At 39.6% G+C, this 21,245-nt stretch carries 23 protein-coding genes, 1 pseudogene and 1 riboswitch; of the genes and pseudogenes, 23 read left to right on the forward strand and 1 reads right to left on the reverse strand.

From position 1 onward, the window contains the following. Positions 1-327: 327 nt before the first annotated feature. From HMPREF3249_RS01870 to HMPREF3249_RS01890, 5 genes are all read left to right on the forward strand, one after another. On the forward strand, positions 328-1,599 hold the full coding sequence (locus HMPREF3249_RS01870; RefSeq protein ID WP_070867459.1) for a M50 family metallopeptidase: 1,272 nt from the start codon (positions 328-330) through the stop codon (positions 1,597-1,599). Between the two features lie 33 nt (positions 1,600-1,632). Next, the gene (locus HMPREF3249_RS01875; RefSeq protein ID WP_070867460.1) at positions 1,633-3,492 is read left to right on the forward strand and encodes a proline--tRNA ligase; all 1,860 of its coding nucleotides are present in this window, start codon (positions 1,633-1,635) and stop codon (positions 3,490-3,492) included. A 264-nt stretch (positions 3,493-3,756) separates the two neighbouring features. Then, positions 3,757-4,395 (forward strand): hypothetical protein, encoded by a 639-nt coding sequence (locus HMPREF3249_RS01880; protein WP_070867461.1) that lies wholly within the window; start codon positions 3,757-3,759, stop codon positions 4,393-4,395. Positions 4,396-4,460: 65 nt separating this feature from the next. Beyond that, complete coding sequence (locus HMPREF3249_RS01885) at positions 4,461-5,765, forward strand: bifunctional folylpolyglutamate synthase/dihydrofolate synthase (protein WP_070867462.1); 1,305 nt, start codon at positions 4,461-4,463, stop codon at positions 5,763-5,765. 54 nt (positions 5,766-5,819) lie between these two features. Further along, a riboswitch (THF riboswitch) is annotated at positions 5,820-5,909 on the forward strand. A 33-nt stretch (positions 5,910-5,942) separates the two neighbouring features. Then, entirely contained in the window at positions 5,943-6,503 is a 561-nt protein-coding gene (locus tag HMPREF3249_RS01890) for a folate family ECF transporter S component (RefSeq protein WP_003039137.1), read from the forward strand. Positions 6,504-6,565: 62 nt separating this feature from the next. Here HMPREF3249_RS01890 and pepA read toward each other — a convergent pair whose 3' ends face one another. Continuing rightward, the gene (gene pepA, locus HMPREF3249_RS01895) at positions 6,566-7,630 is read right to left on the reverse strand and encodes a glutamyl aminopeptidase (protein WP_059221212.1); all 1,065 of its coding nucleotides are present in this window, start codon (positions 7,628-7,630) and stop codon (positions 6,566-6,568) included. A 119-nt stretch (positions 7,631-7,749) separates the two neighbouring features. On the opposite strand from pepA, the gene HMPREF3249_RS01900 reads away from it, so the two are divergent. The 18 genes and pseudogenes from HMPREF3249_RS01900 to HMPREF3249_RS01985 all read left to right on the forward strand — a co-directional run bounded on the left by HMPREF3249_RS01900 (position 7,750) and on the right by HMPREF3249_RS01985 (position 21,239). Then, complete coding sequence (locus HMPREF3249_RS01900; protein WP_059221210.1) at positions 7,750-8,037, forward strand: DUF4651 domain-containing protein; 288 nt, start codon at positions 7,750-7,752, stop codon at positions 8,035-8,037. Further along, positions 8,034-8,351: a thioredoxin family protein gene (locus HMPREF3249_RS01905; RefSeq protein WP_003028520.1), complete on the forward strand. Its 318-nt coding sequence runs from the start codon at positions 8,034-8,036 to the stop codon at positions 8,349-8,351. The genes HMPREF3249_RS01900 and HMPREF3249_RS01905 overlap by 4 nt, the downstream gene beginning before the upstream one ends. A 16-nt stretch (positions 8,352-8,367) precedes the next feature. After that, positions 8,368-8,994 (forward strand): YtpR family tRNA-binding protein, encoded by a 627-nt coding sequence (gene ytpR / locus HMPREF3249_RS01910; protein WP_049533296.1) that lies wholly within the window; start codon positions 8,368-8,370, stop codon positions 8,992-8,994. 80 nt (positions 8,995-9,074) lie between these two features. Then, positions 9,075-9,470: a single-stranded DNA-binding protein gene (locus HMPREF3249_RS01915; protein ID WP_003028522.1), complete on the forward strand. Its 396-nt coding sequence runs from the start codon at positions 9,075-9,077 to the stop codon at positions 9,468-9,470. Between the two features lie 292 nt (positions 9,471-9,762). Beyond that, positions 9,763-10,748 (forward strand): annotated as a pseudogene (locus HMPREF3249_RS01920) (sugar ABC transporter substrate-binding protein). Continuing rightward, positions 10,748-12,061 carry a sensor histidine kinase gene (locus HMPREF3249_RS01925; RefSeq protein ID WP_059221206.1) on the forward strand — a complete coding sequence of 438 codons (1,314 nt, stop codon included), beginning with the start codon at positions 10,748-10,750 and terminating at the stop codon, positions 12,059-12,061. Before HMPREF3249_RS01920 ends, HMPREF3249_RS01925 begins: the two are co-directional and overlap by 1 nt. Continuing rightward, positions 12,054-12,737 (forward strand): response regulator transcription factor, encoded by a 684-nt coding sequence (locus tag HMPREF3249_RS01930; protein ID WP_003038995.1) that lies wholly within the window; start codon positions 12,054-12,056, stop codon positions 12,735-12,737. Before HMPREF3249_RS01925 ends, HMPREF3249_RS01930 begins: the two co-directional genes overlap by 8 nt. After that, positions 12,734-14,020 (forward strand): ABC transporter substrate-binding protein, encoded by a 1,287-nt coding sequence (locus HMPREF3249_RS01935; protein WP_037593416.1) that lies wholly within the window; start codon positions 12,734-12,736, stop codon positions 14,018-14,020. Before HMPREF3249_RS01930 ends, HMPREF3249_RS01935 begins: the two co-directional genes overlap by 4 nt. Before the next feature lie 196 nt (positions 14,021-14,216). After that, positions 14,217-14,651: a PTS sugar transporter subunit IIA gene (locus HMPREF3249_RS01940; RefSeq protein WP_003028528.1), complete on the forward strand. Its 435-nt coding sequence runs from the start codon at positions 14,217-14,219 to the stop codon at positions 14,649-14,651. A 23-nt stretch (positions 14,652-14,674) separates the two neighbouring features. Further along, on the forward strand, positions 14,675-15,169 hold the full coding sequence (locus HMPREF3249_RS01945) for a PTS sugar transporter subunit IIB (RefSeq protein WP_003028529.1): 495 nt from the start codon (positions 14,675-14,677) through the stop codon (positions 15,167-15,169). Positions 15,170-15,201: 32 nt separating this feature from the next. After that, entirely contained in the window at positions 15,202-16,050 is an 849-nt protein-coding gene (locus tag HMPREF3249_RS01950; protein ID WP_003028530.1) for a PTS mannose/fructose/sorbose/N-acetylgalactosamine transporter subunit IIC, read from the forward strand. 1 nt (position 16,051) lies between these two features. Continuing rightward, a complete protein-coding gene (locus tag HMPREF3249_RS01955; protein ID WP_003070729.1) occupies positions 16,052-16,882 on the forward strand; it encodes a PTS system mannose/fructose/sorbose family transporter subunit IID in 831 nt (276 codons plus the stop codon). 13 nt (positions 16,883-16,895) lie between these two features. Next, on the forward strand, positions 16,896-17,186 hold the full coding sequence (locus tag HMPREF3249_RS01960; protein ID WP_049533300.1) for a hypothetical protein: 291 nt from the start codon (positions 16,896-16,898) through the stop codon (positions 17,184-17,186). A gap of 144 nt (positions 17,187-17,330) precedes the next feature. Next, positions 17,331-17,612 (forward strand): co-chaperone GroES, encoded by a 282-nt coding sequence (groES, locus tag HMPREF3249_RS01965; protein ID WP_049533301.1) that lies wholly within the window; start codon positions 17,331-17,333, stop codon positions 17,610-17,612. A gap of 31 nt (positions 17,613-17,643) precedes the next feature. Further along, the gene (gene groL, locus HMPREF3249_RS01970; protein ID WP_059221204.1) at positions 17,644-19,266 is read left to right on the forward strand and encodes a chaperonin GroEL; all 1,623 of its coding nucleotides are present in this window, start codon (positions 17,644-17,646) and stop codon (positions 19,264-19,266) included. Positions 19,267-19,393: 127 nt separating this feature from the next. Continuing rightward, a complete protein-coding gene (locus HMPREF3249_RS09520) occupies positions 19,394-19,558 on the forward strand; it encodes a hypothetical protein (protein ID WP_158255649.1) in 165 nt (54 codons plus the stop codon). Between the two features lie 88 nt (positions 19,559-19,646). Then, a complete protein-coding gene (locus HMPREF3249_RS01980; RefSeq protein WP_059221202.1) occupies positions 19,647-20,414 on the forward strand; it encodes an epoxyqueuosine reductase QueH in 768 nt (255 codons plus the stop codon). Positions 20,415-20,600: 186 nt separating this feature from the next. Continuing rightward, positions 20,601-21,239: a deoxynucleoside kinase gene (locus HMPREF3249_RS01985; protein WP_003026903.1), complete on the forward strand. Its 639-nt coding sequence runs from the start codon at positions 20,601-20,603 to the stop codon at positions 21,237-21,239. Positions 21,240-21,245: the final 6 nt, after the last annotated feature.

Genomic DNA, 21,245 nt, shown 5'->3' on the forward strand with positions numbered 1-21,245 from the left:
TTGTCATTTCACTTTATGCAGTTGACTAGGGGTTGGTCGTCATACCTTGCGTAGCAAGGGATTAGAACTGCCACTCAGCAGTGATTGATTGCCACTAAAGTACCTAATCAATTGTGCATGGGAACTCTAAATTGACTAAAGTTAACAGAGTTTCTCACCACTGCGTTTTGTAGTAAAAATAATATATTGTAAGAGTCTGGGGAACGTTCATGCCAGCCTCTTTGTGAATGAACTTTATAAGGAAATCTTAAGCCGAGTGAAGTATTCTTGATTTGCTGGGTGCAATTCAGTAAGATGATCGTGTCAGAAAGTAGAAAGGTTGGTGTAATGCAGTCAGGTATTATAGGAATTATCACCTTTATCATTGTTTTTGGAATTATTGTGGTCGTTCATGAGTTTGGACATTTCTATTTTGCGAAAAAATCGGGTATTTTGGTGCGGGAGTTTGCTATCGGAATGGGCCCGAAAATTTTTGCTCATATCGGAAAAGACGGTACGGCGTATACCATTCGGATGTTACCGCTGGGTGGCTATGTTCGTATGGCTGGTTGGGGCGAAGATTCGACCGAGATTAAAACCGGAACACCTGCTAGTTTGACTTTAAATGAAGCAGGTAAGGTCGTCCGAATCAATCTTTCGGGCAAGAAAATTGATCAAACCGCTCTGCCGATGAATGTGACGGGCTTTGATTTAGAAAGCAAGCTTGAAATCACTGGTTTGGTACTAGATGAACAAAAGACCTATGCAGTTGACCATGATGCAACAATTGTAGAAGAAGACGGCACAGAGGTTCGGATTGCTCCGCTTGATGTGCAGTATCAAAATGCTAGTTTAGGCGGGCGTCTCATTACCAACTTTGCAGGGCCAATGAATAATTTCATTTTAGGGATTGTAGCTTTTCTGCTGTTGATTTTTATGCAGGGTGGCGTTGCCAATCCCAATACAAATCACATTCGCGTTTTACAGGGCGGTGCCTTGGCTCAGGCCGGTGTAAAAAATAATGACCAGATTTTAAAAGTTGGTCAAGCTGAAATTAAGAATTGGTCGGATTTGACCCAGGCTGTTCAGTCTGAAACAAAAAACAGTAAAGGGCAATCAGAACTAAATGTGACTGTTAAAAGCGGAAATAAAGTTCAAGAGCTGACAGTTAAGCCTAAAAAAGAGCAAGGTAGATATTTATTAGGAGTGATGCCGGGCTTGAAATCGGATTTTCCGTCTATGATTGCGGGCGGATTTAGCATGGCTTGGAACGCTAGTTTCCGCATCTTTGGCGCTTTAAAAAATTTAATTTTCCACCCAGACATCAATAAACTAGGCGGACCTGTGGCGATTTACAAAGCTAGTAGTGACGCTGCTAAAGGTGGAATTGAAAGTGTTATCGCTCTCTTAGCTATGCTCTCTCTGAATATTGGTATTTTTAATCTCATTCCTATCCCGGCGCTTGACGGTGGAAAGATTGTGCTCAATCTTCTTGAAGCCATTCGTCGCAAGCCATTAAAGCAGGAAACAGAAACCTATGTTACTTTAGCAGGTGTCGCCATTATGGTGGTGTTGCTGATTGCGGTGACCTGGAATGATATTATGAGAACCTTCTTTTAAAAGGTGAATTTAAAATAATAAAAGGAAGAATTTATGAAACAAAGTAAAATGTTAATCCCAACACTACGTGAAATGCCTAGTGATGCACAAGTCATCAGTCATGCACTTATGCTGCGTGCGGGCTATGTCCGCCAAATTTCAGCAGGTGTTTACTCTTACTTACCATTGGCTAATCGCGTGATCGAAAAAGCAAAGAAAATCATGCGAGAAGAATTTGAAAAAATCGGTGCGGTCGAAATGTTAGCTCCAGCCCTCCTTAGTGCCGACCTTTGGCGTGAATCAGGTCGTTATGATACCTACGGTGAAGATCTCTATAAGTTAAAAAATCGCGAAGGTTCAGATTTTATCTTGGGGCCCACTCATGAAGAAACATTCACCGCAATTGTACGGGATTCTGTAAAATCTTATAAGCAATTACCGCTTAATCTTTATCAGATTCAGGCTAAATATCGTGATGAAAAGCGTCCTCGTAATGGCTTATTGCGGACACGTGAGTTTATCATGAAAGACGGTTATAGCTTCCATGCTAATTATGATAGCCTAGATGTGACTTACGATGAGTATAAGACGGCCTACGAGAATATTTTTACACGAAGTGAGGTTGATTTCAAAGGGATTATCGGTGACGGTGGTGCTATGGGTGGAAAGGATAGCCAAGAATTTATGGCCATTACACCTGACCGTACCGACCTTACGCGCTGGGTTGTCCTAGACAAGTCAGTCACTAGCTTTGATGAAATTCCGACAGACGTACAAGAAGCGATAAAAGAAGAATTGACGAGCTGGTTGGTGTCTGGTGAAGATACTGTTGTTTATTCGAGTGAGTCAGGATATGCTGCAAACCTTGAAATGGCAACAAATGAATACAAACCAAGCAATCGTGTTGTAGCAGAAGAGGAATTAACGCGTGTAGAAACCCCAGATTGCAAGTCAATTGATGAAGTCGCTGCTTTTCTTCATGTTGATGAAAGCCAGACAATCAAAACGTTGGTTTATATTGCTGATGAAAAACCGATTGTGGCTCTGCTTGTTGGAAATGATCAACTGAATGAAGTGAAGTTGAAAAATTATTTGGGTGCTGATTTCTTTGAACCGGCAAGCGAAGAAGAAGTTCGTGAACTGTTTGGTGCAAACTTTGGTTCTCTTGGACCTGTTCATCTTCCAGAAGATGTTCAAATCATCGCAGATCGCAAGGTGGAGGACGTTCGCAATGCAGTCGTTGGTGCGAATGAAGACGGTTATCATTTGACAGGTGTCAATCCAGGGCGAGACTTCACAGCAGAATATGTAGATATTCGCGAGGTGCGTGAAGGAGAAGTTTCACCAGACGGACAAGGCGTTTTGAAATTTGCACGCGGCATTGAAATTGGACATATCTTTAAATTAGGAACTCGTTATTCAGAAAGCATGAATGCGACTGTTTTAGATGAAAATGGTCGTGCAGTTCCTGTCGTAATGGGCTGCTATGGTATTGGTGTCAGTCGCCTCTTATCAGCTGTTATGGAGCAACATGCACGTCTCTTTGTCAATAAAACGCCAAAAGGAGACTATCGCTATGCTTGGGGGATCAATTTTCCAAAAGAATTGGCACCGTTTGATGTGCATCTAATCCCTGTAAATGTCAAAGACGAGGAAACTCTTGCCTTGACAGAACAACTAGAAGCAGAGCTGGTCAAAGCTGGCTACGAAGTTTTGACAGATGACCGTAACGAACGCGCTGGTGTGAAATTCAGTGACAGTGACTTGATTGGTTTACCGATTCGTGTGACTGTTGGGAAAAAAGCAGCTGACCGCATCGTTGAAGTCAAAATCAAAGCGACAGGTGATACCATTGAAGTTCATGTTGACAATCTTCTTGAAACACTTGCAATCTTAACGAAGAAAGACAAATAAATAGGTCTGAAATAAGAACTAAATTATCATTCAAAAACAGACAAAATCTTAATTGGAGATAATCCAAAAGAGATTTTGTCTGTTTTTTTGAGTTGTCACTTTACGTCGACTTGTTGGTGTGGGACAAAGAACGACTGTTAAGGGAAATGTGTTTTATTTTTCTTTCATTTTTTACTATTTGAAGATAAAAAATAACTTTTTAGGGCGTCTTCTGAGGAAATCTTTGGAATATTTTATACTAAAAAGGTAGAAAAAGGAGTTGAAATGAGAAAGATAAAAAATATTCTTCAAATGAGTTTGCTAATCGTTTTGACACAGATTACTTTGGTACTGCTAACGACGCCGTTGTCCAAAACATTGACCTTTCAGCAGTCAAGTTTTGTATTTTTGTTCATTCTATTTTCTTGTGGCTTGCCTTATTTTCGCTATTTTTCCAGAGAATTAACAGATTTTAAATCAGAGATCTTAACGGCTCGTTATTGGCCTCTCCTGCGATTATCTTATCTCATGATAGTATTTATCAATGCGATAGGAGTTTATCTGATGATTTTAGAAGGGACGGCTGCTGTTTCAGAAAGTCAACAATTATTTATGAGTCTGTTCATCCACTCCTCTCTTTTTTTGCTGGGTGTTGATGTAATAGCTCTCGTGCCTGAGGTTCGGTCATCTATTATTTATCTTTTTGTGTCAAAAGGTCAAGCGCAAACGAGTTTTATGATAGGTAGTTTGTTATTTATCATTTTACGAAATCCAGCTAATTTAACTTGTTTTATTGTTTATACAGGTTTAGGGAGTTTACTTTCTTTCTTGATTTCCAAGCCAACTCTTCGTTTGGAATTTTCCATTTTCAGTCATTTGGTGCGCAATAGCTTTTCTCTTCTTTTCTTGATTATTTTTTGGTAAATTGTTTTGTAGAAATCCCACTTCTATGATAAAATGAGAGCATTATAGATTGGATGAGAAGAGCAATGATACAAAAAGAAAAACAGTTAGAATGGTTGCAGCAGCACCAAACAAAAGAGCCACATTTGGGCTTAGAAAGAGTGCGACGACTATTATCGCTGCGAGGCAATCCTCATTTACAAATATCAGTCATTCATGTGGCAGGTACCAATGGAAAAGGCTCAACGATTGCACATTTACGTCAGCTATTGCAAGCAAAGAAACTGCGTGTAGGAACGTTTACATCGCCTTATCTTCTTAACTATAATGAGCAAATTGCAATCAATGGTTTGCCTATTTCAGGCGAAGACTTTTATTCTTTGTTGCAATCTTATCAAGAGTTATTAAAAAAGCAGGCAGATGATACGATATTGCAGGAAATAACAGAGTTTGAGATTATTACGGCATTGGCTTATGATTATTTCTGCCAGCAAGAGGTAGATGTGGTCATAATGGAAGTAGGTCTGGGTGGTTTATTGGACAGTACCAATGTGTGTAAACCGGTTTTGACAGCTATTACGACAATCGGACTAGATCACACAGCTATTTTAGGTACGACATTAGAAGACATTGCCAAGCAAAAAGCGGGGATTATCAAGCAAGGTGTGCCAGTAGTGACAGGGAAGATTTCTTCAGAAGCACTGACAGTTATTCACACTATTGCTCAGCAATGTCAGGCACTCCACATACGATATAAGAAAGATTATCAGGTGGAGTCTGTGCAAGGCTTAGAAGAGGGAGAAAAATTTCGTTTTTCAAATGCATTTCGACGAAAAGAGGACTATCAAACTGTTCTTTTGGGCGTTCATCAGGTTGAGAATGCGGGACTGGCAATTGAACTGTGTGATCAATATTGCAGCTTGAAAGGTTTACCATTGTTGAGTGAAAATGAGGTGCGACGGGCATTGAAACGAACGTATTGGCCTGCTCGCTTGGAGAAAATTTCAAAAGCACCCTTGATCTTGCTGGACGGGGCGCACAATCCTCATGCACTGAAAGCTCTGCTTGCTTCCCTAGAAAGCCATTTTCCAGATTATCAAAAAACGATTTTATTTACATGTATTCAAACTAAGGCGTTGGATGAAATGCTTGCTTTACTAAAAATGGTTCCCACATCTCGCGTACTTTTGACAACTTTTGAGGATTCACGGAGTTTTTCAACAGGAGAAATGCAATGTTTGGCAAAGCGAGAAAAGTTAGCATATGTAGAGTGGTTGCCTTATTTGGAGCAATACAAAAAAGCCAAGCATGGAGAGAAAGAGCTGCTGCTTATCACAGGCTCCCTCTATTTCCTTGCAGAAGTTAGAAAATATCTAATGAGCGATAGGTAAAAGGAGGTTTTCTAAATAGTTAAAATGTGATAGAATGAAAGAGCAATTTGTTTGCACAGAGTAAGTGGTCTGCGTTAAGTGTGTATGGATGGGATGTTGCCATACAACGAAACATTTGTGCGGTAGGCCATTGCATCCGCTGTCATTTTGACGGCTCCCGAAAGAAAAGGAGCGAATATGAAAAAAAACTCGCCAAAGTTATCGGTGCAACTATTGGTTGCCCTCGCAATGATTGTGGCTCTTTGTTTTGTCTTAGAGAAGTTTTCAATCTTTGTCATCCCTCGTTTGCTGAAGCTGAGTCCAGCTTTTATCGGTTATACCCTTATGGGAAGTGTCGCTGGTCCGGTTTTATCTGGTCTGGTTTCTGCCGTATATGATATGCTTTCCTTTTTCTTTTTGAGTCAGGGACAACCATTCATTATCTGGTTTACATTGATTGAAGCCTTGCAAGGTATTCTCTATGGTTATTTCTTTTATGGCAAAGAATTACGATTTGAACGGAAGAAAGACTGGCTTTGGGTGACGCTAGCAACTATCGCTGTTATGGGAGTGGGGACCTTTACTTTAACGCCCTTAGCTCTCCATTTACAATATGGAGTACCCTTTGTTGCACTATACGCTACTCGGGCATGGTCTGTTTTTGAAATTCCTTTACGAGTAGTTGTGACAATGCTCATTGTTCCACAGTTGCAACGAATCCCCGAATTACGTAAGTTAATGGGATTAAACAATAAGTAAAAAAATGAGAGCAGAAAAAGGCTGAGACATCACTGTCCACAGCCTTTTCAAATATACACTTTTCAATAGTTTTTAATCAAATCAACGGTTGAGCGATCCAACTTCTTAACCAGAGCTTGTAAGAAAGCTTGTGCTTGCAAAAAGTCGTCCATTGCATAGAGTGTTTGATGAGAATGAATGTAACGTGCACAAACACCAATAGTTGTAGAAGGCACACCACCGTTTTTGAGATGAGCGGCGCCGGCATCAGTTCCACCTTTGCCACAGTAGTATTGGTATTTGATACCTGCTTCTTCTGCCGTTGTCAAAAGGAAATCTTTCATATTTGGCAACATGAGGTGACCTGGGTCAAAGAAACGAATCAGAGTCCCTTCTCCGATAGCTCCTTGATCTCCGTAAATGTCGCCAGCAGGCGAACAGTCTACTGCAAAGAAAACTTCTGGGTCAAACTTAGTCGTTGAAACATGGGCTCCACGCAAGCCGACTTCTTCTTGGACATTGGCTCCAACATAGAGTTCATTGCCAAGTTTTTGTCCAGCTAGAGCTTGAACCAGTTCACTCACCATGAGGACACCGTAACGATTGTCCCAAGCTTTTGAGATAACGTTTTTCCCATTAGCTGTGAGAATAGCAGAGCTGTCTGGTACAATCGTATCGCCTGGACGAATGCCGTAGCTTTCAGCTTCTGCTTTATCAGTAAATCCACCGTCAAAAACAATATCTTCAATCCTTGGTAGACTTGGTCCACCTATTCCACGAGTCAAATGTGGAGGAACGGATCCTGAAATGACAGGAATTGCAACTCCAGAGCTAGTAAAAAGTTTAAAGCGTTGGCTGCTAACGACGAGTGGATTCCAGCCACCAATTTGCACCACACGAAAAGTTCCGTCGGGTTTGATTTCACTCACCATGAAGCCAACTTCATCCATGTGGGCAGCTACTAAGACACGCGGTGCATCAACAGTCTCTGAATGTTTCACTCCAAAAATGCCTCCTAAGCCGTCTGTTACGACTTCGTCCACATGAGGAGTCATTTTTTTACGTAAATAATTGCGAACAGGCGCTTCATGCCCTGAAACGGCAGCAATTTCTGTTACTTCTTTGATTTTTGAAAATAATTCTGACATCTTTAACCTTCTTTCTGTTCTTATTTTATCATTTTCTATCATAGTTGGGTAGCATTCAAAGATAAAAAACAGTAGTGTTTCGATTTGTCCCAATTTATCTTTTGTGTTAAAATATTGTCATGAAAGCTAAAAAGATTCTATTAACAACGGCTGCACTTGCAGGAGTAGGGATTGCAGCTTATGCGACTAAAAAAACGTTGGACGAACGAAAAGAAGCTGAGCAGCGTGAGCAATTAGTTGCTGAAATTCGGAAAAGTTTGTCTGAGCTAGGCGATATTGCCACACTATATGTGCAATTATACAAGTCAGATGAGCATCGATTGGTTGGTGGTGTGGTGTATGAAGATGGTCGGCACCTCATATTTGTGTATGAAAATGGCGAATTGACCTATGAGGAAGAACAATGATTATTCCAGCAAATATAGAAGAATTGGCATCATTTGTGAAACGCGAAGGAAAGACTGTGTTCTTTTTCACAGCCGAGTGGTGTGGAGACTGTCGTTTTATTAAACCTTTTTTGCCTGAGATTGAAGCAGAGAATCCTGATTTTACCTTTGTTGAGGTCAATCGTGACGATTATATGGAAGTTGCCAAAAAGTGGGATGTGTATGGGATTCCTAGCCTAGTAGTCCTAGAAAATGGACAAGAAATTGGCCGTTTTGTTAATCGCGAGCGAAAAACGCAGACGCAAATCAATGAATTTTTAGCCCAGTTAAACTGAAGATATAGGAGAAATAATGATTTTTGCATATAATAAAGAGCATGTGGGTGACGTGCTAATGGTGATTGTTGCAGACGGTCAAGCTGCTAAGTTAGCTGCTGAACGCAAGGGCAACGTAGCGCGTGTTTATCGTTTGGACAATGGAGAAACGGTTGCTTGGAATATTTTTCAGATTTCTAATCTTGTTAATATTACCGAACGCGGTCAAGTCTTTTTGACAGATGAAGAAATTTCAATTCTGAATCAAGAATTGAGCCAAGCAGGTTTTGAGCCAGAATTGGTCAATGACCTTGAGCCGAAATTTGTGGTTGGTGAAATTGTGGAAATGGTAGCTCATCCAGATAGTGACCACCTTAATATTTGTCAAGTAAAAGTAGCAGCAGATAAAGTGGTTCAAATCGTAGCAGGTGCGCCTAATGCTAAAGTAGGTCTCAAGACGATTGTGGCGCTTCCGGGTGCTATGATGCCAAAGGGAAACTTGATTTTTCCTAGTGAGCTGCGTGGAGAAGAGAGTTTTGGTATGATGTGTAGTCCTCGCGAACTGCAGCTGCCAAACGCTCCGCAAAAACGTGGGATTATTGAATTAGCAAGTTCGGAAGTAGTAGGAACAGCCTTTGATCCAACTAAGCATTGGCAAGAGTAAAATAGAAATTAAGTTTTAATCGTGAATTTTCACGATTTTTTTCTTTTCTCTTACGAATAAATAGTTAGGAGGAAAACAAAATGTATAATAAAGTAATTTTAATCGGTCGCTTGGTGAATACACCAGAGTTAAACAAAACAGCTAATGATAAATCTGTGGCGCGTGCAACACTTGCGGTCAATCGTCGCTACAAAGGACAAAATGGTGAACGAGAAGCAGACTTCGTCAATGTCGTTGTTTGGGGCAAGTTAGCCGAAACATTGGCAAGTTATGCAAGTAAAGGCAGCTTGATTTCACTAGACGGCGAACTTCGCACTCGCCGCTATGAGAAGGACGGAGTGACGCATTATGTCACAGAAGTGCTTTGCAATGGTTTCCAGCTATTAGAAAGCCGTGCACAGCGAGCTCTTCGTGAGAATAATGCAGGTGCAGACTTGGCAGATTTGCTTCTGGAAGAAGAGGAATTGCCATTTTAATAAAGATAAGCTAGGCTGGACAACATCCAGTCTATTTGTCTCTAGTCAGCGAAAAAATTAGCATTTTATGCTTTCAATGATGTATGAATAATATGGGGAAGATAGAAGTCAACAGTCTGAGAATTGCATTTAGTTTTAACTTGAGTTTAAAAACAAGGAAGTTAGGGGGATTTTTCAAGTTTTTTACACTTCTTTTTCTTGGCGAGGTTTTGCTTTTTTGTATAAATATAATATAATAAACCTAGATAAAACAGAGTCTTCTGTTTAAGACTGATGTTGATAAGGAGAAAAAATGGGAGCAGGTAAAGGACAAAAGCAATATCGCTATTATCGTAAATATCTATTATTTTTTCTGTTTGTCCTTGTATTGGCTGGCTTAGTTTTCCTCTATGTAAAAGGGAATTCATCAGATAGCAAGCAGGTCAAGATAGGAGCGACCTATATGACGATGAACAATGATTTTTATAAAACCTTAAATGCTGAAATTGAGAAAAAAACCAATCAACAAGGAAGTCGGATTTATGTGCGAGACCCAGAATTAGACGAAGACAAGCAAAGCCAACAGATTGATTATTTTATTCAAGAAAGAGTAAATGTGATTGTTATAAACCCAGTTAAGAGTGACAGTCCAAAGATTCTGACTTCTTTAAATAAAGCCAGAAAAGCGGGAATCAAGATTATTGTCGTGGATGCACCTGTTAGCAAAGATGCTAAAGTTGATACTACTATTGTGTCAGACAATTATCAAGCCGGTGTGCTGATAGCTAAAGACATGATGAAACGTTTGTCAAGTGCGAATATCTTACTATTGGAACATCATAACGCTGTGTCTGCGATGGATCGGATTCAAGGATTTTTAGATACGATTAAAGGGCATCCTGCTTATCAGGTGGTTTCTGAGCGGGAAACATTGGGGCAAACGGAAGAAAGTATGCCTCAAGTAAAAAAGCATTGAACGAAGGAATGCAATTTAATGTGGTCATGTCTTTAAATGATCGTGCTGCAATCGGAGCTCTCGCAGCCATAAAAGACCAAGGAGTGACAGATAAGATTGCTATCTATGGCGTAGATGGCTCGCCTGATATTAAGAATTTCCTTGCCAACACCAATGATATTCAAGGAACGGTTGCTCAGTCTCCGATTCAAATGGGCAGAAAGGTGACAGAAGTGATTGAGCGCATGATGAAGCATCAAGCTTACAAAGAGGAATATCTCATTCCTGTTCATTTGGTGAATAAAGATAATATCGGGCAATATACAATTACAGGGTGGCAATAATGAGACGAAATAAAAGTATTTTTTATAGCAAAATTGCTTTAATGGTCATCAATTTTATTGCCATTGTTTATAATGCTTCTATTTATCTTTTTGCAACGAATTATGTAGTGGCAAAAGGCTATGCTCATTCACTGCTAGGACGTTTGGATGCTATCCCGGGCTCGCCGAGCTTTAGTTTTTGGATGTCGATTGCCTTTTATGTTTGCTTATTGTTGGTTTTTTATTACCGTGAGAAGCATCCAAATCAGCTATCTGTTTATGATAAAGTAACTATTATTGAGATTTTGCTGATGTTGGTTATTTTTGCTGTCTTGCATTCTTCTTATAATGGTTTGATTCTCTTGGTTTTTGCGGATATTTTTTACGGTTCCAAGGAATTTAACACCTCCAAAGATCGGAAATATTGGTTTTCTTTTATCGTTTTGAGCTTTAGTATGTTGCTCGTATCCAACTATGACTTGATGTCGCTTTTTGTTAAATTGCCTTCGTTAGATACTTATATTCGTTTTTGTCCAGAATCTATTCGCATGGCACTCCTTTTTGGAAAGAATTTTCTCTTTTCACTAAATCTGGTTGTTTTTATGATTTCTTTGCTATTCTATATTTTATCTGCAATGACCGAAAAGCACCATATTGAAGAAGAGCTGCGGATGGCAGCGCAAGCCAATCGTGAGTTAAATAGTTATTTAGCCTTATCTGAAAAAATTGCGGAAGACCGTGAAAGAAAGCGGATTGCCAGAGAAATCCATGATACATTAGGGCATGCTTTGACAGGAATTTCAGCTGGGATTGATGCGGTTAAGGTTTTGGTGGATATTGACAAAAATCGTGCTAAGGAGCAGTTAGAAAATGTTTCTGTGGTTGTGCGAGACGGTATCCGTGATGTGCGAGGCTCGCTCAATAAAATGCGTCCCGGCGCTCTAGAAAACAATAGTTTAAAAGAAGCATTGCTCAAAATTATTCGAGAATATGAAGCCATTTCTAATTTAGAAATTCATTTTCTCTATGAATGGGACACGATTGATTTGGATGTTGCAAAAGAGGATATTGTCTTTCGGGTGATTCAGGAGTCCATTACAAATTCGGTGCGGCATGGACATGCTAAGACGATTTGGATTGAATTGTTAGAAAAAGAAAATTATATCATGACCATACAAGACGATGGGGTCGGCTTTGATGAGCTTCACTATGGTTTCGGTCTCAAACAAATGCAGGAGCGTTTGGCGATTATTGGTGGGAATGTTCATTTTGAAAATCGCAACGGTTTCTATACCTATATTGAAATTCCGAAAATAGGAGGAAAGAATGATTAAAGTTTTAATTGCAGATGATCAAGCCTTGATTCGTGAGTCTTTACAAATTATTTTATCGGCTCATTCAGATATTGAAGTGGTGGGAACAGTCGGTGACGGCAAGGAAGTGCTTGACAAACTGCATCATGTACACCCTGATGTGATTTTGATGGACATTCGAATGCCTGTTATGGATGGCGTTCTCTGTACAAAGGCGGTCAAAGAACAATATCCAGATATCAAAATTATCATTCTAACAACTTTCGATGATGATGATTTCATCTTTTCGGCATTGAAATATGGCGCTTCTGGTTACATTTTAAAAGGAGTTTCTACTGAAGAATTGCACCAAGCCATTCAAACGGTTTACAAAGGTGGTGCTATGATTAACCCTAACATTGCTACCAAAGTGTTTAAAATCTTTTCACAAATGGCACAGTCCAATTTTGCTATTTCTGTTGCCGAAGAAAATGTGGAAGACATGAGTCAGACTGAGTGGAAGATTATTCAGCAGATTGGCTTTGGGGTATCAAATAAAGAAATTGCAGCTAAGTTGTTCTTGTCTGAAGGGACAGTGCGGAATTACTTGTCAGGCATTCTGGCGAAATTAAATTTGCGAGATCGCACGCAATTAGCTATTTGGGCTGTGCAGACAGGTGTTACCCAACGTGATTTTAGTAAGGACAATGACAAATGAAGTGGCGGATGAGGTATTTGACGATGTTCGTCTCGGCTCTCCTTTTAGTGACCCTTAGCTTTGTTTTATGGACTTCCAATCAAAAAAAGATTTTGCGAATTGGAGTGTATGCAGGCAGCAGCTGGGACGTTCCGAATAGTCGTGAGAATAGAGTATTAGACAATATTATCCGCCAATTTGAAAAGTCACATCCCAATGTCAAAGTCGTCTATGAGAGCGGCATTCCTAAAAAGGACTATGACAATTGGCTAGCAGAAAAGATTCTAAAAGGTGAACAACCAGATGTGTTTATGGTGCCTGAAAATGATTTTTCTATGTTAGCGGCTTCTGGGGCTTTTAAATCCTTGGATTCTTTGATTAGTAAAGAGGAGGCTGCGGCTTACTATCCAGTTGCTTATCAAGCTGGGCTATATCAGGGACACAGTTATGCTTTACCGATTGAAAGCAATCCTATCATGATGTGTGTCAATAAGGATTTGCTGGAAAAAGAAGGCATTTCGATTCCTGATTCCAATTGGACTTTAGAAGACTTATATGCAATTTGTCAAAAAGTCACAAAGGATACAAATGGTGACGGTTTGATTGACCAGTATGGCATTACGGATTATACTTGGAAACAGGCTCTGGTAGCTTATAAGGGGCATTTGAGAAATCAAAGTGGTGTCAATGTTGATAGTGTGGAAATGCATCAAGCACTCTCCTTTATCAGTAAATTGGATTCATTAAATCAACGGTACAAGGTAACGTCAAATGATTTTGATGAAGGTAAGGTAGCCTTTTATCCCATGAGTTTGGCTCAATATCGAACCTATAAACCCTATCCCTACCATGTGGCAAAATATTCTAGATTTTCTTGGACCTGCATTCCTATGCCAGCCGCTAAAGCGGGCATTCCTGCGACCCAAGTGAAAACGTCTCTTTTTGCTATGTCTTCAAAGACAAAACAGGATAAATTAGCTTGGGAGTTTATGAAATTGCTGTGTCAAAATCAAAAAAATCAGCAAGAACTATTTGCAAAATCACAAGGGACCTCTGTCTTGACATCAGTTGTCAAAAGCAGTCAGACGAAAAAGATTTTACAGGCAGATGATTTGGGGCTAGATTCGCTGACATCGCAACGACTGGATCATATGATGAAGCATTCGGTGTTAGATATTAGCAGAGACTTAGATTATCATTCTTTGGAACGACTGGATTATTTACTAGGAAATGCTCTCAAAAACAATGAAATAGACAGTATCTTACCAAGTATTCAAAGGGAAATGGAAGAAACAGGCAAATAGAGATTTAACGAAGAATAAATATCAAAATAGTCAGATGAGAGATTTAGCTCAAAGCTGGCTATTTTTCTTTTTGAAAAACTATATGACATTTGTCATATTTTAACTAACAAATGTCATCTTTACAAAGTGACATTTGACAATGTGAAACCGGTTCCAGATTTAGTAAAATAAAGACAGAAATGAAGGGGGAAAGAACATGAAATATCTAGTACTAGTCAGTCATGGTGGACTAGCAGAAGGTGTGCAAAGCTCATTGAAGATGTTTGCTGGTGATAAGACCGACCAAGTCATTGCAGTAGGTCTGAAAGAAGGCAAGTCTGTTGATGATTTCGCTCTTGACTTTCGTCAAGCGTTAGCAAATCTGGGAACAGAAGATACGGTTTTGGTGTTGGCAGACATTGTCGGAGGAAGCCCTTTGACGACAGCTTGCAACGTTTTGTCAGAACTTGGTAAGTTAAACACGGCAGTCGTACTTGGTGGTCTCAATTTGACAATGGCACTCACAGGCTTAGTAATGAAGGATATGTTGGAAGGAAAAGACTTGGCACAAGCCATTCTCTCAGAAGCATCCGCAGCTCTGCAAGAATTTGATGTGACTGCTAGTGATGAAGATGACGAAGATGATATTTAAGAAGAAATAAAAGGAGATTTATCATGACAATTTCATTTGTACGTATTGATGACCGTATGATTCACGGTCAAACAGTAACTCGTTGGGCAAAAGAATATCCTTGTGACGGCTTAGTTGCTGTCAATAATGCTGCAGCAGGAAATGCAGTTTTGAAACAAGCCTACAAAGCAGCTTCTGATAAAAAAACATTTGTTTGGACAAAAGAAGCATGGAAAGAAAAATCACAAAAGGTATTGGATTCCGATAGTCGCTATTTCTTGATTACTAAAAATCCAATTGATATGAAAGAAATACTAGTTGATCAAGGTTTTGTGCCTGGTGATATCAAAGAAATCATCGTTGGTCCAGCTAATGATCGTCCGGGTGCTACTAAATTGGGAAACAATCAATCCATTACACAGGAAGAAGCAGAAGCACTTGAAGCAATTCAAAAAGCTGGCTATAAAGTGAAATTCCAACTCTTACCAGATGTGTCTATTGGCTATTGGGACGATTTCAAGTCTAAATTCGGTTTTTAATAAAATATAATAAGCATTAAGGAGGCTTTATTATGACAATTTCGTGGTTTCAAGCCGCTTTATTAGGGTTATTTGCCTGTCTATCATCCATGCCTGGACTAGGTGGTACATCCATTGGTAACTATACTCTTGGACGCCCACTTGTAGGTGGTCTCGTTTCAGGACTGATCCTAGGAGATGTGAAATTAGGTATCATCTGTGGGGTTGCGATGCAACTTGTTTACATTGCTTTGGTAACACCTGGCGGTACTGTTTCAGCTGACGTTCGTGCGGTTTCTTATATTGGGATTCCTCTGGCAATGGTTGCTATTCAATCACAAGGACTGTCACTTGATTCTGCAGATGCTGCTAACTTGGCTAAATCAATGGGAACACTCGTTGGTACAGTCGGTACAGTTCTTTTCTATGGTACAGCTACTATGAATCTACTTTGGCAACATATTGGCTGGAAAGCTGTTGAAAAAGGTGAATTTAAACGCTTATATGTGGTAGACTGGGGCTTCCCATGGATTTCCCATTTAGTATTCTCATTCTTGCCAACGCTTATTATGTGTAAATTAGGTGCCGATGCGGTTACTGCTTTAAAAACAGCTCTTCCATTGGATGGTATTCCAATGAAAACCCTCTTTACGGTCGGCTCTCTCCTTCCATGTGTCGGAATTGCCATCCTCTTAAAACAAATCGTTGAAAAAGCTGTTGATTTCATTCCATTCTTTGTTGGATTTACTTTAGCAGCTTCATTAGGACTTAACCTTGTATCTTGTGCAGTCATTTCATTAATCTTTGCAGTATTATTCTATGAAATTCAAATGGCGAAAAATGTAAGAGCACAAGCGGCTGCTAGTGCAAGTTTTGATGATGACGATGAGGAGGATATTTAAAATGGTTAAATTAACGAAAAAAACATTAGGAAAATCTTTTCATCATTGGTATTATGGGAACTTAACTTGCTTCTCACAAGAACACATGCAAACCTTTGGATATCTGGCTTCAATGCTACCAATTGTGGAAGAATTATATTCTAAAAAAGAAGATCAAGCAAAAGCAATGCACACCTACACCGCATTCTTTAACACGGAGCCGCAATTAGGTGCATTGATTGTAGGGATTACAGCAGGTTTAGAAGAAGCGCGTGCGAATGGGGCTGATGGAGTAGATGATGAAACAATTAACGGTCTTCGTGCTGGTCTCATGGGACCTGTTGCAGGAATTGGTGATTCACTGATTGTTGGTACCTTGATTCCGATTATACTAGGTATTGCTCTCGGTTTGTCAAATGGTGGCTCACCACTTGGTGCGATTTTCTATATCGTGGTTTGGAACTTGCTCGCCTACTTTGGTATGAAATTCGCCTACTTTAAAGGGTACGAACTAGGAGATAAAGCAGTTGAATTTCTTGTAGGCCCTCAAGGACAAGCTATCCGTAAGTCTGTGTCTATCATTGGTGGTATGGTCATCGGTGCGGTTGCAGCGACATGGGTACCTGTTAAGACAGCTTTCAAATTGAAAGATTCTTCAGGGAAAGCCTTCTTGGTTTTACAAAGCCAATTAGACGGTGTTTATCCAGGTTTATTGACAGCTTTGTTTATCGTCTTTTGCTGGTGGTTAATGGCTAAGAAAAATCTCTCACCTATCAAAGTAATGTTGCTTCTTGTAGTAATTGCTTTCCTTGGTGTATTGGTTGGCTTCTTCAACCCAGGATTGAAATACTAAATAGGAGAAAAATATGACAGAACAAGAATTGATTCAAGGCTATGAAACGGAAATTCAATACCAAAAACACATGATTGAAAATCTAGGGCGTTGGTTTAGTCTCTTCTTTACTATTGCTAGTATCGGTCTTGTTCTGGTTTATTTCTTCCGTCAGACCAATTTTATTGCCTTTATTGCTGGAACGATCCTAGCGGTCCTAGGGATTCTAGCAATGCTTGTCTTTGGTTATGGTATTTATAAAGGACGATTGAATCTTAAAAAAGTCATTGATGATTTTGAAGAAAAATTAAGATTGGTTCGATAAAAATTTATTTGCTTTCCCCCTAAAAACTTTGTCGTTTGACAGAGTTTTTTTCTTGACTATTTCTGACCAAGTGATACAATAGAAAATGTAAATATTAGCACTCGCAATAATGGAGTGCTAAAACAAGATATTGGAGGTAAACAAATGCTTAAACCATTAGGTGACCGTGTGGTCTTAAAAATAGAAGAAAAAGAACAGAAAGTTGGTGGTTTTGTCATTGCAGGTGCAGGACAAGATGCCACAAAGACGGCAAAAGTTGTGGCTGTCGGGGAAGGGATTCGTACACTCAACGGTGAACTCGTTGCGCCAAGCGTAAAAGCTGGTGACACCGTTCTCGTTGAAAGCCACGCGGGAATTGATGTTAAAGACGGCGAAGAAAAGTACCTCGTTGTCAATGAAGCAAATATTTTAGCGATTGTTGAATAAATAAAAATTTATAGAAAGAGGAATTGTAAAAATGGCAAAAGATATTAAATTTTCAGCGGATGCAAGAAGCGCCATGGTGCGTGGTGTTGATATTTTGGCAGATACCGTTAAAGTAACCTTAGGCCCTAAAGGGCGCAATGTCGTTCTTGAAAAATCATTTGGCTCACCACTCATCACAAATGACGGTGTCACCATTGCAAAAGAAATCGAACTCGAAGATCATTTTGAAAATATGGGCGCTAAGTTGGTGTCAGAAGTTGCTTCAAAAACTAATGATATTGCTGGTGATGGAACAACCACTGCGACTGTCCTGACCCAAGCCATTGTCCGCGAAGGGATTAAAAATGTAACGGCTGGTGCAAACCCAATTGGCATTCGTCGTGGTATTGAAACAGCTGTTGCAACAGCTGTTGAAGCCTTAAAAGCAAATTCTGTTCCGGTTTCTAATAAAGAAGCGATTGCGCAAGTTGCAGCTGTCTCATCACGTTCTGAAAAAGTCGGAGAATACATCTCTGAAGCTATGGAAAAAGTTGGCAATGATGGTGTCATCACTATTGAAGAGTCAAAAGGAATGGAAACAGAACTGGACGTTGTTGAAGGAATGCAATTTGACCGCGGCTACCTTTCCCAATACATGGTGACAGACAATGAAAAAATGGTTGCTGACTTAGATAATCCATATATTTTGATTACAGATAAGAAGATTTCTAATATTCAAGAAATTCTTCCTTTGTTGGAAAATATTTTGAAAACAAGCCGTCCGCTTTTGATTATCGCAGATGATGTAGACGGTGAAGCTCTTCCAACTCTTGTGTTGAATAAAATCCGCGGTACTTTCAATGTAGTCGCTGTGAAGGCACCAGGATTTGGGGATCGTCGTAAAGCGATGCTAGAAGATATTGCTATCTTGACTGGCGGTACAGTGATTACAGAAGATCTTGGTCTGGAATTGAAAGATGCAACGATTGAAGCGCTTGGACAAGCCTCAAAAGTGACTGTGGACAAAGATAGCACTGTTATCGTTGAAGGCTCTGGTGATTCCGAAGCGATTGCAAACCGTGTGGGTGTTATCAAATCCCAAATCGAAAGTTCTACGTCTGACTTTGATCGTGAAAAGCTCCAAGAACGCTTAGCGAAATTGTCAGGCGGTGTGGCTGTCATCAAAGTTGGTGCTGCAACAGAAACAGAGCTCAAAGAAATGAAACTCCGCATTGAAGATGCCCTCAATGCAACTCGCGCCGCTGTTGAAGAAGGAATTGTCTCAGGTGGTGGAACAGCCTTTGTCAATGTTTTAAGTGCCGTTGAAGCGCTAGAGTTGTCAGGTGACGAAGCAACTGGTCGCAACATCGTTCTTCGTGCGTTAGAAGAACCTGTTCGCCAAATCGCTTTGAATGCAGGATTTGAAGGTTCTATCGTCATTGACCGCTTGAAAAATTCGGAAGCTGGAACTGGTTTTAATGCTGCTACAGGTGAATGGGTGAACATGATTGATGCTGGGATTATTGACCCAGTCAAGGTTACTCGTTCTGCCCTTCAAAATGCAGCTTCAGTAGCGAGCCTCATCTTAACAACTGAAGCAGTTGTTGCTAACCAACCAGAACCAGCCAGTCCAACTCCAGCAATGGATCCAAGTATGATGGGCGGGATGATGTAATTTAAGATATAGAGAGTTTAAAGAGTAAAACAAGCTAGAAAATCAACGAATTATTTGATGAATAAGAGAAGATTTGTTTTTCTCATACAGCTCTTAACGATGTTTAATGTTGCACGAGATTGCTTTTATGTTGAAGCGCAAACGTGCTTTTGAAGGATATAAAAAGCGAAGTGAGTTTGGATTTGATAAATCCAAACTCACTTTTTTTAAAGTTTTTAGCTGGGTACATGTACAATCAATACAAAGAGAGCCAAAAGAACCAGAACTTTATTTTTCTTGCTTGATAAATTAATGCTGTTTGAAAAAGCCATTCTCTTTTGTCTATTTGTCTCTGCTCCTTTTCTGTGGTAAAATAGTGATACATTTCTAAGGAGAAAACAATGATTGATGTTGAAGAAATTCTGAGTAAAATGAATCCCAATCAAAAGATCAATTACGACCGCGTGATGCAAAAAATAGTCAAAGTTTGGGAAGCAGACCAGAAGCGTCCTACGATTTTGATGCACACCTGCTGTGCACCTTGCTCAACTTATACGCTGGAGTATTTAACCCAGTATGCGGACGTGACGGTTTATTTTGCCAATTCAAATATTCACCCTAAGGCAGAATACCAACGCCGTGCCTATGTTGCCCAAAAATTTGTTCACGATTTCAATGAAAATACTGGTAATCATGTTCAATATTTAGAAGCTCCCTATGAGCCACAAGAATTTTTCCGGACAGTACACGGTTTGGAAGAAGAGCCAGAAGGTGGCGATCGTTGCAAAGTCTGCTATGATTATCGCTTGGATAAGACAGCGCAAGTGGCGGTTGATTTGGGATTTGACTATTTTGGAAGCGCCTTGACAATCAGTCCTCATAAAAATTCGCAGACAATCAATAGCGTTGGAATTGAAGTACAGAAAGTTTATGCAACGCAGTATCTTCCTAGTGATTTCAAGAAAAATCAAGGCTATAAGCGCTCAGTCGAAATGTGCGAGGAGTACGACATTTACCGCCAATGTTATTGTGGTTGTGTATTTGCAGCACAGGCGCAAGGAATTGACCTCGTTCAGATTAAAAAAGATGCGACAGCTTTTTTGAAAGGGAAAGATTTAGAAAAAGATTATTCGCATATCAAATTTACTGTCACAAATGGAGAATCCTAAAAATAATGCTTGTATTGGAGCTAATCGTGCTTCTTTGTACAAGGTTATTTTTGTTTATACATTTAGAAGTTTTATATCTTGACGTCATCAATATATTGTGTTATCATCTTCTTTGGCACAATATATGGTGGTTAGGCTGAGGCTGATAACCTGATATTGGATAGATTTGGGAGGTGCAGGAAGATAGTGATTATTTTAGCGGGCATGATTGGGGTAGGTAAGACGACTTACACTTATCGATTAGCCGAGGAATTAGGAACGCAGCCATTTTTTGAACCGGTAGAAGAAAATCCTATTTTGGATAAATATTATGAAGACCCTGATAAATATGGTTTTGCTTTGCAGATTTACTTTCTAAACAAACGCTTTAAAATGATTAAAGCGGCCTATCATGATGACAATAACATTCTAGATCGTTCTATTTATGAAGATGCTCTGTTTACTTACATCAATACCCTCAAAGGCAGCATTAGTGAGCAAGAGTACAATATCTACTTGGAACTTTTGGACAATATGATGGAAGAAATCCAAGGTTTGCCTAAGAAGGCGCCAGATTTGTTGATTTATTTAGACGGAAGTTTCGATCATATTATGAACAATATCAAAAAACGTGGTCGCGATTATGAGCAACCAAATGAAGAAAATGGGCTCGCTGACTACTATCAGCTGCTTTACAAGCACTATCAAAATTGGTATGAAGATTACAATTATAGTCCTAAAATGAGAATTGCAACGGATGATTTAGATATTGCAAATCCAAATGACTGGAATCACGTGTATCAACAAATTCAACAAAAAATGAAAACGATTGGGCTTGAAAAGTGAGTTCAA

The sequence above is a fragment of the Streptococcus sp. HMSC36C04 genome, assembly GCF_001839535.1.
Lineage (GTDB): Bacteria > Bacillota > Bacilli > Lactobacillales > Streptococcaceae > Streptococcus > Streptococcus hominis.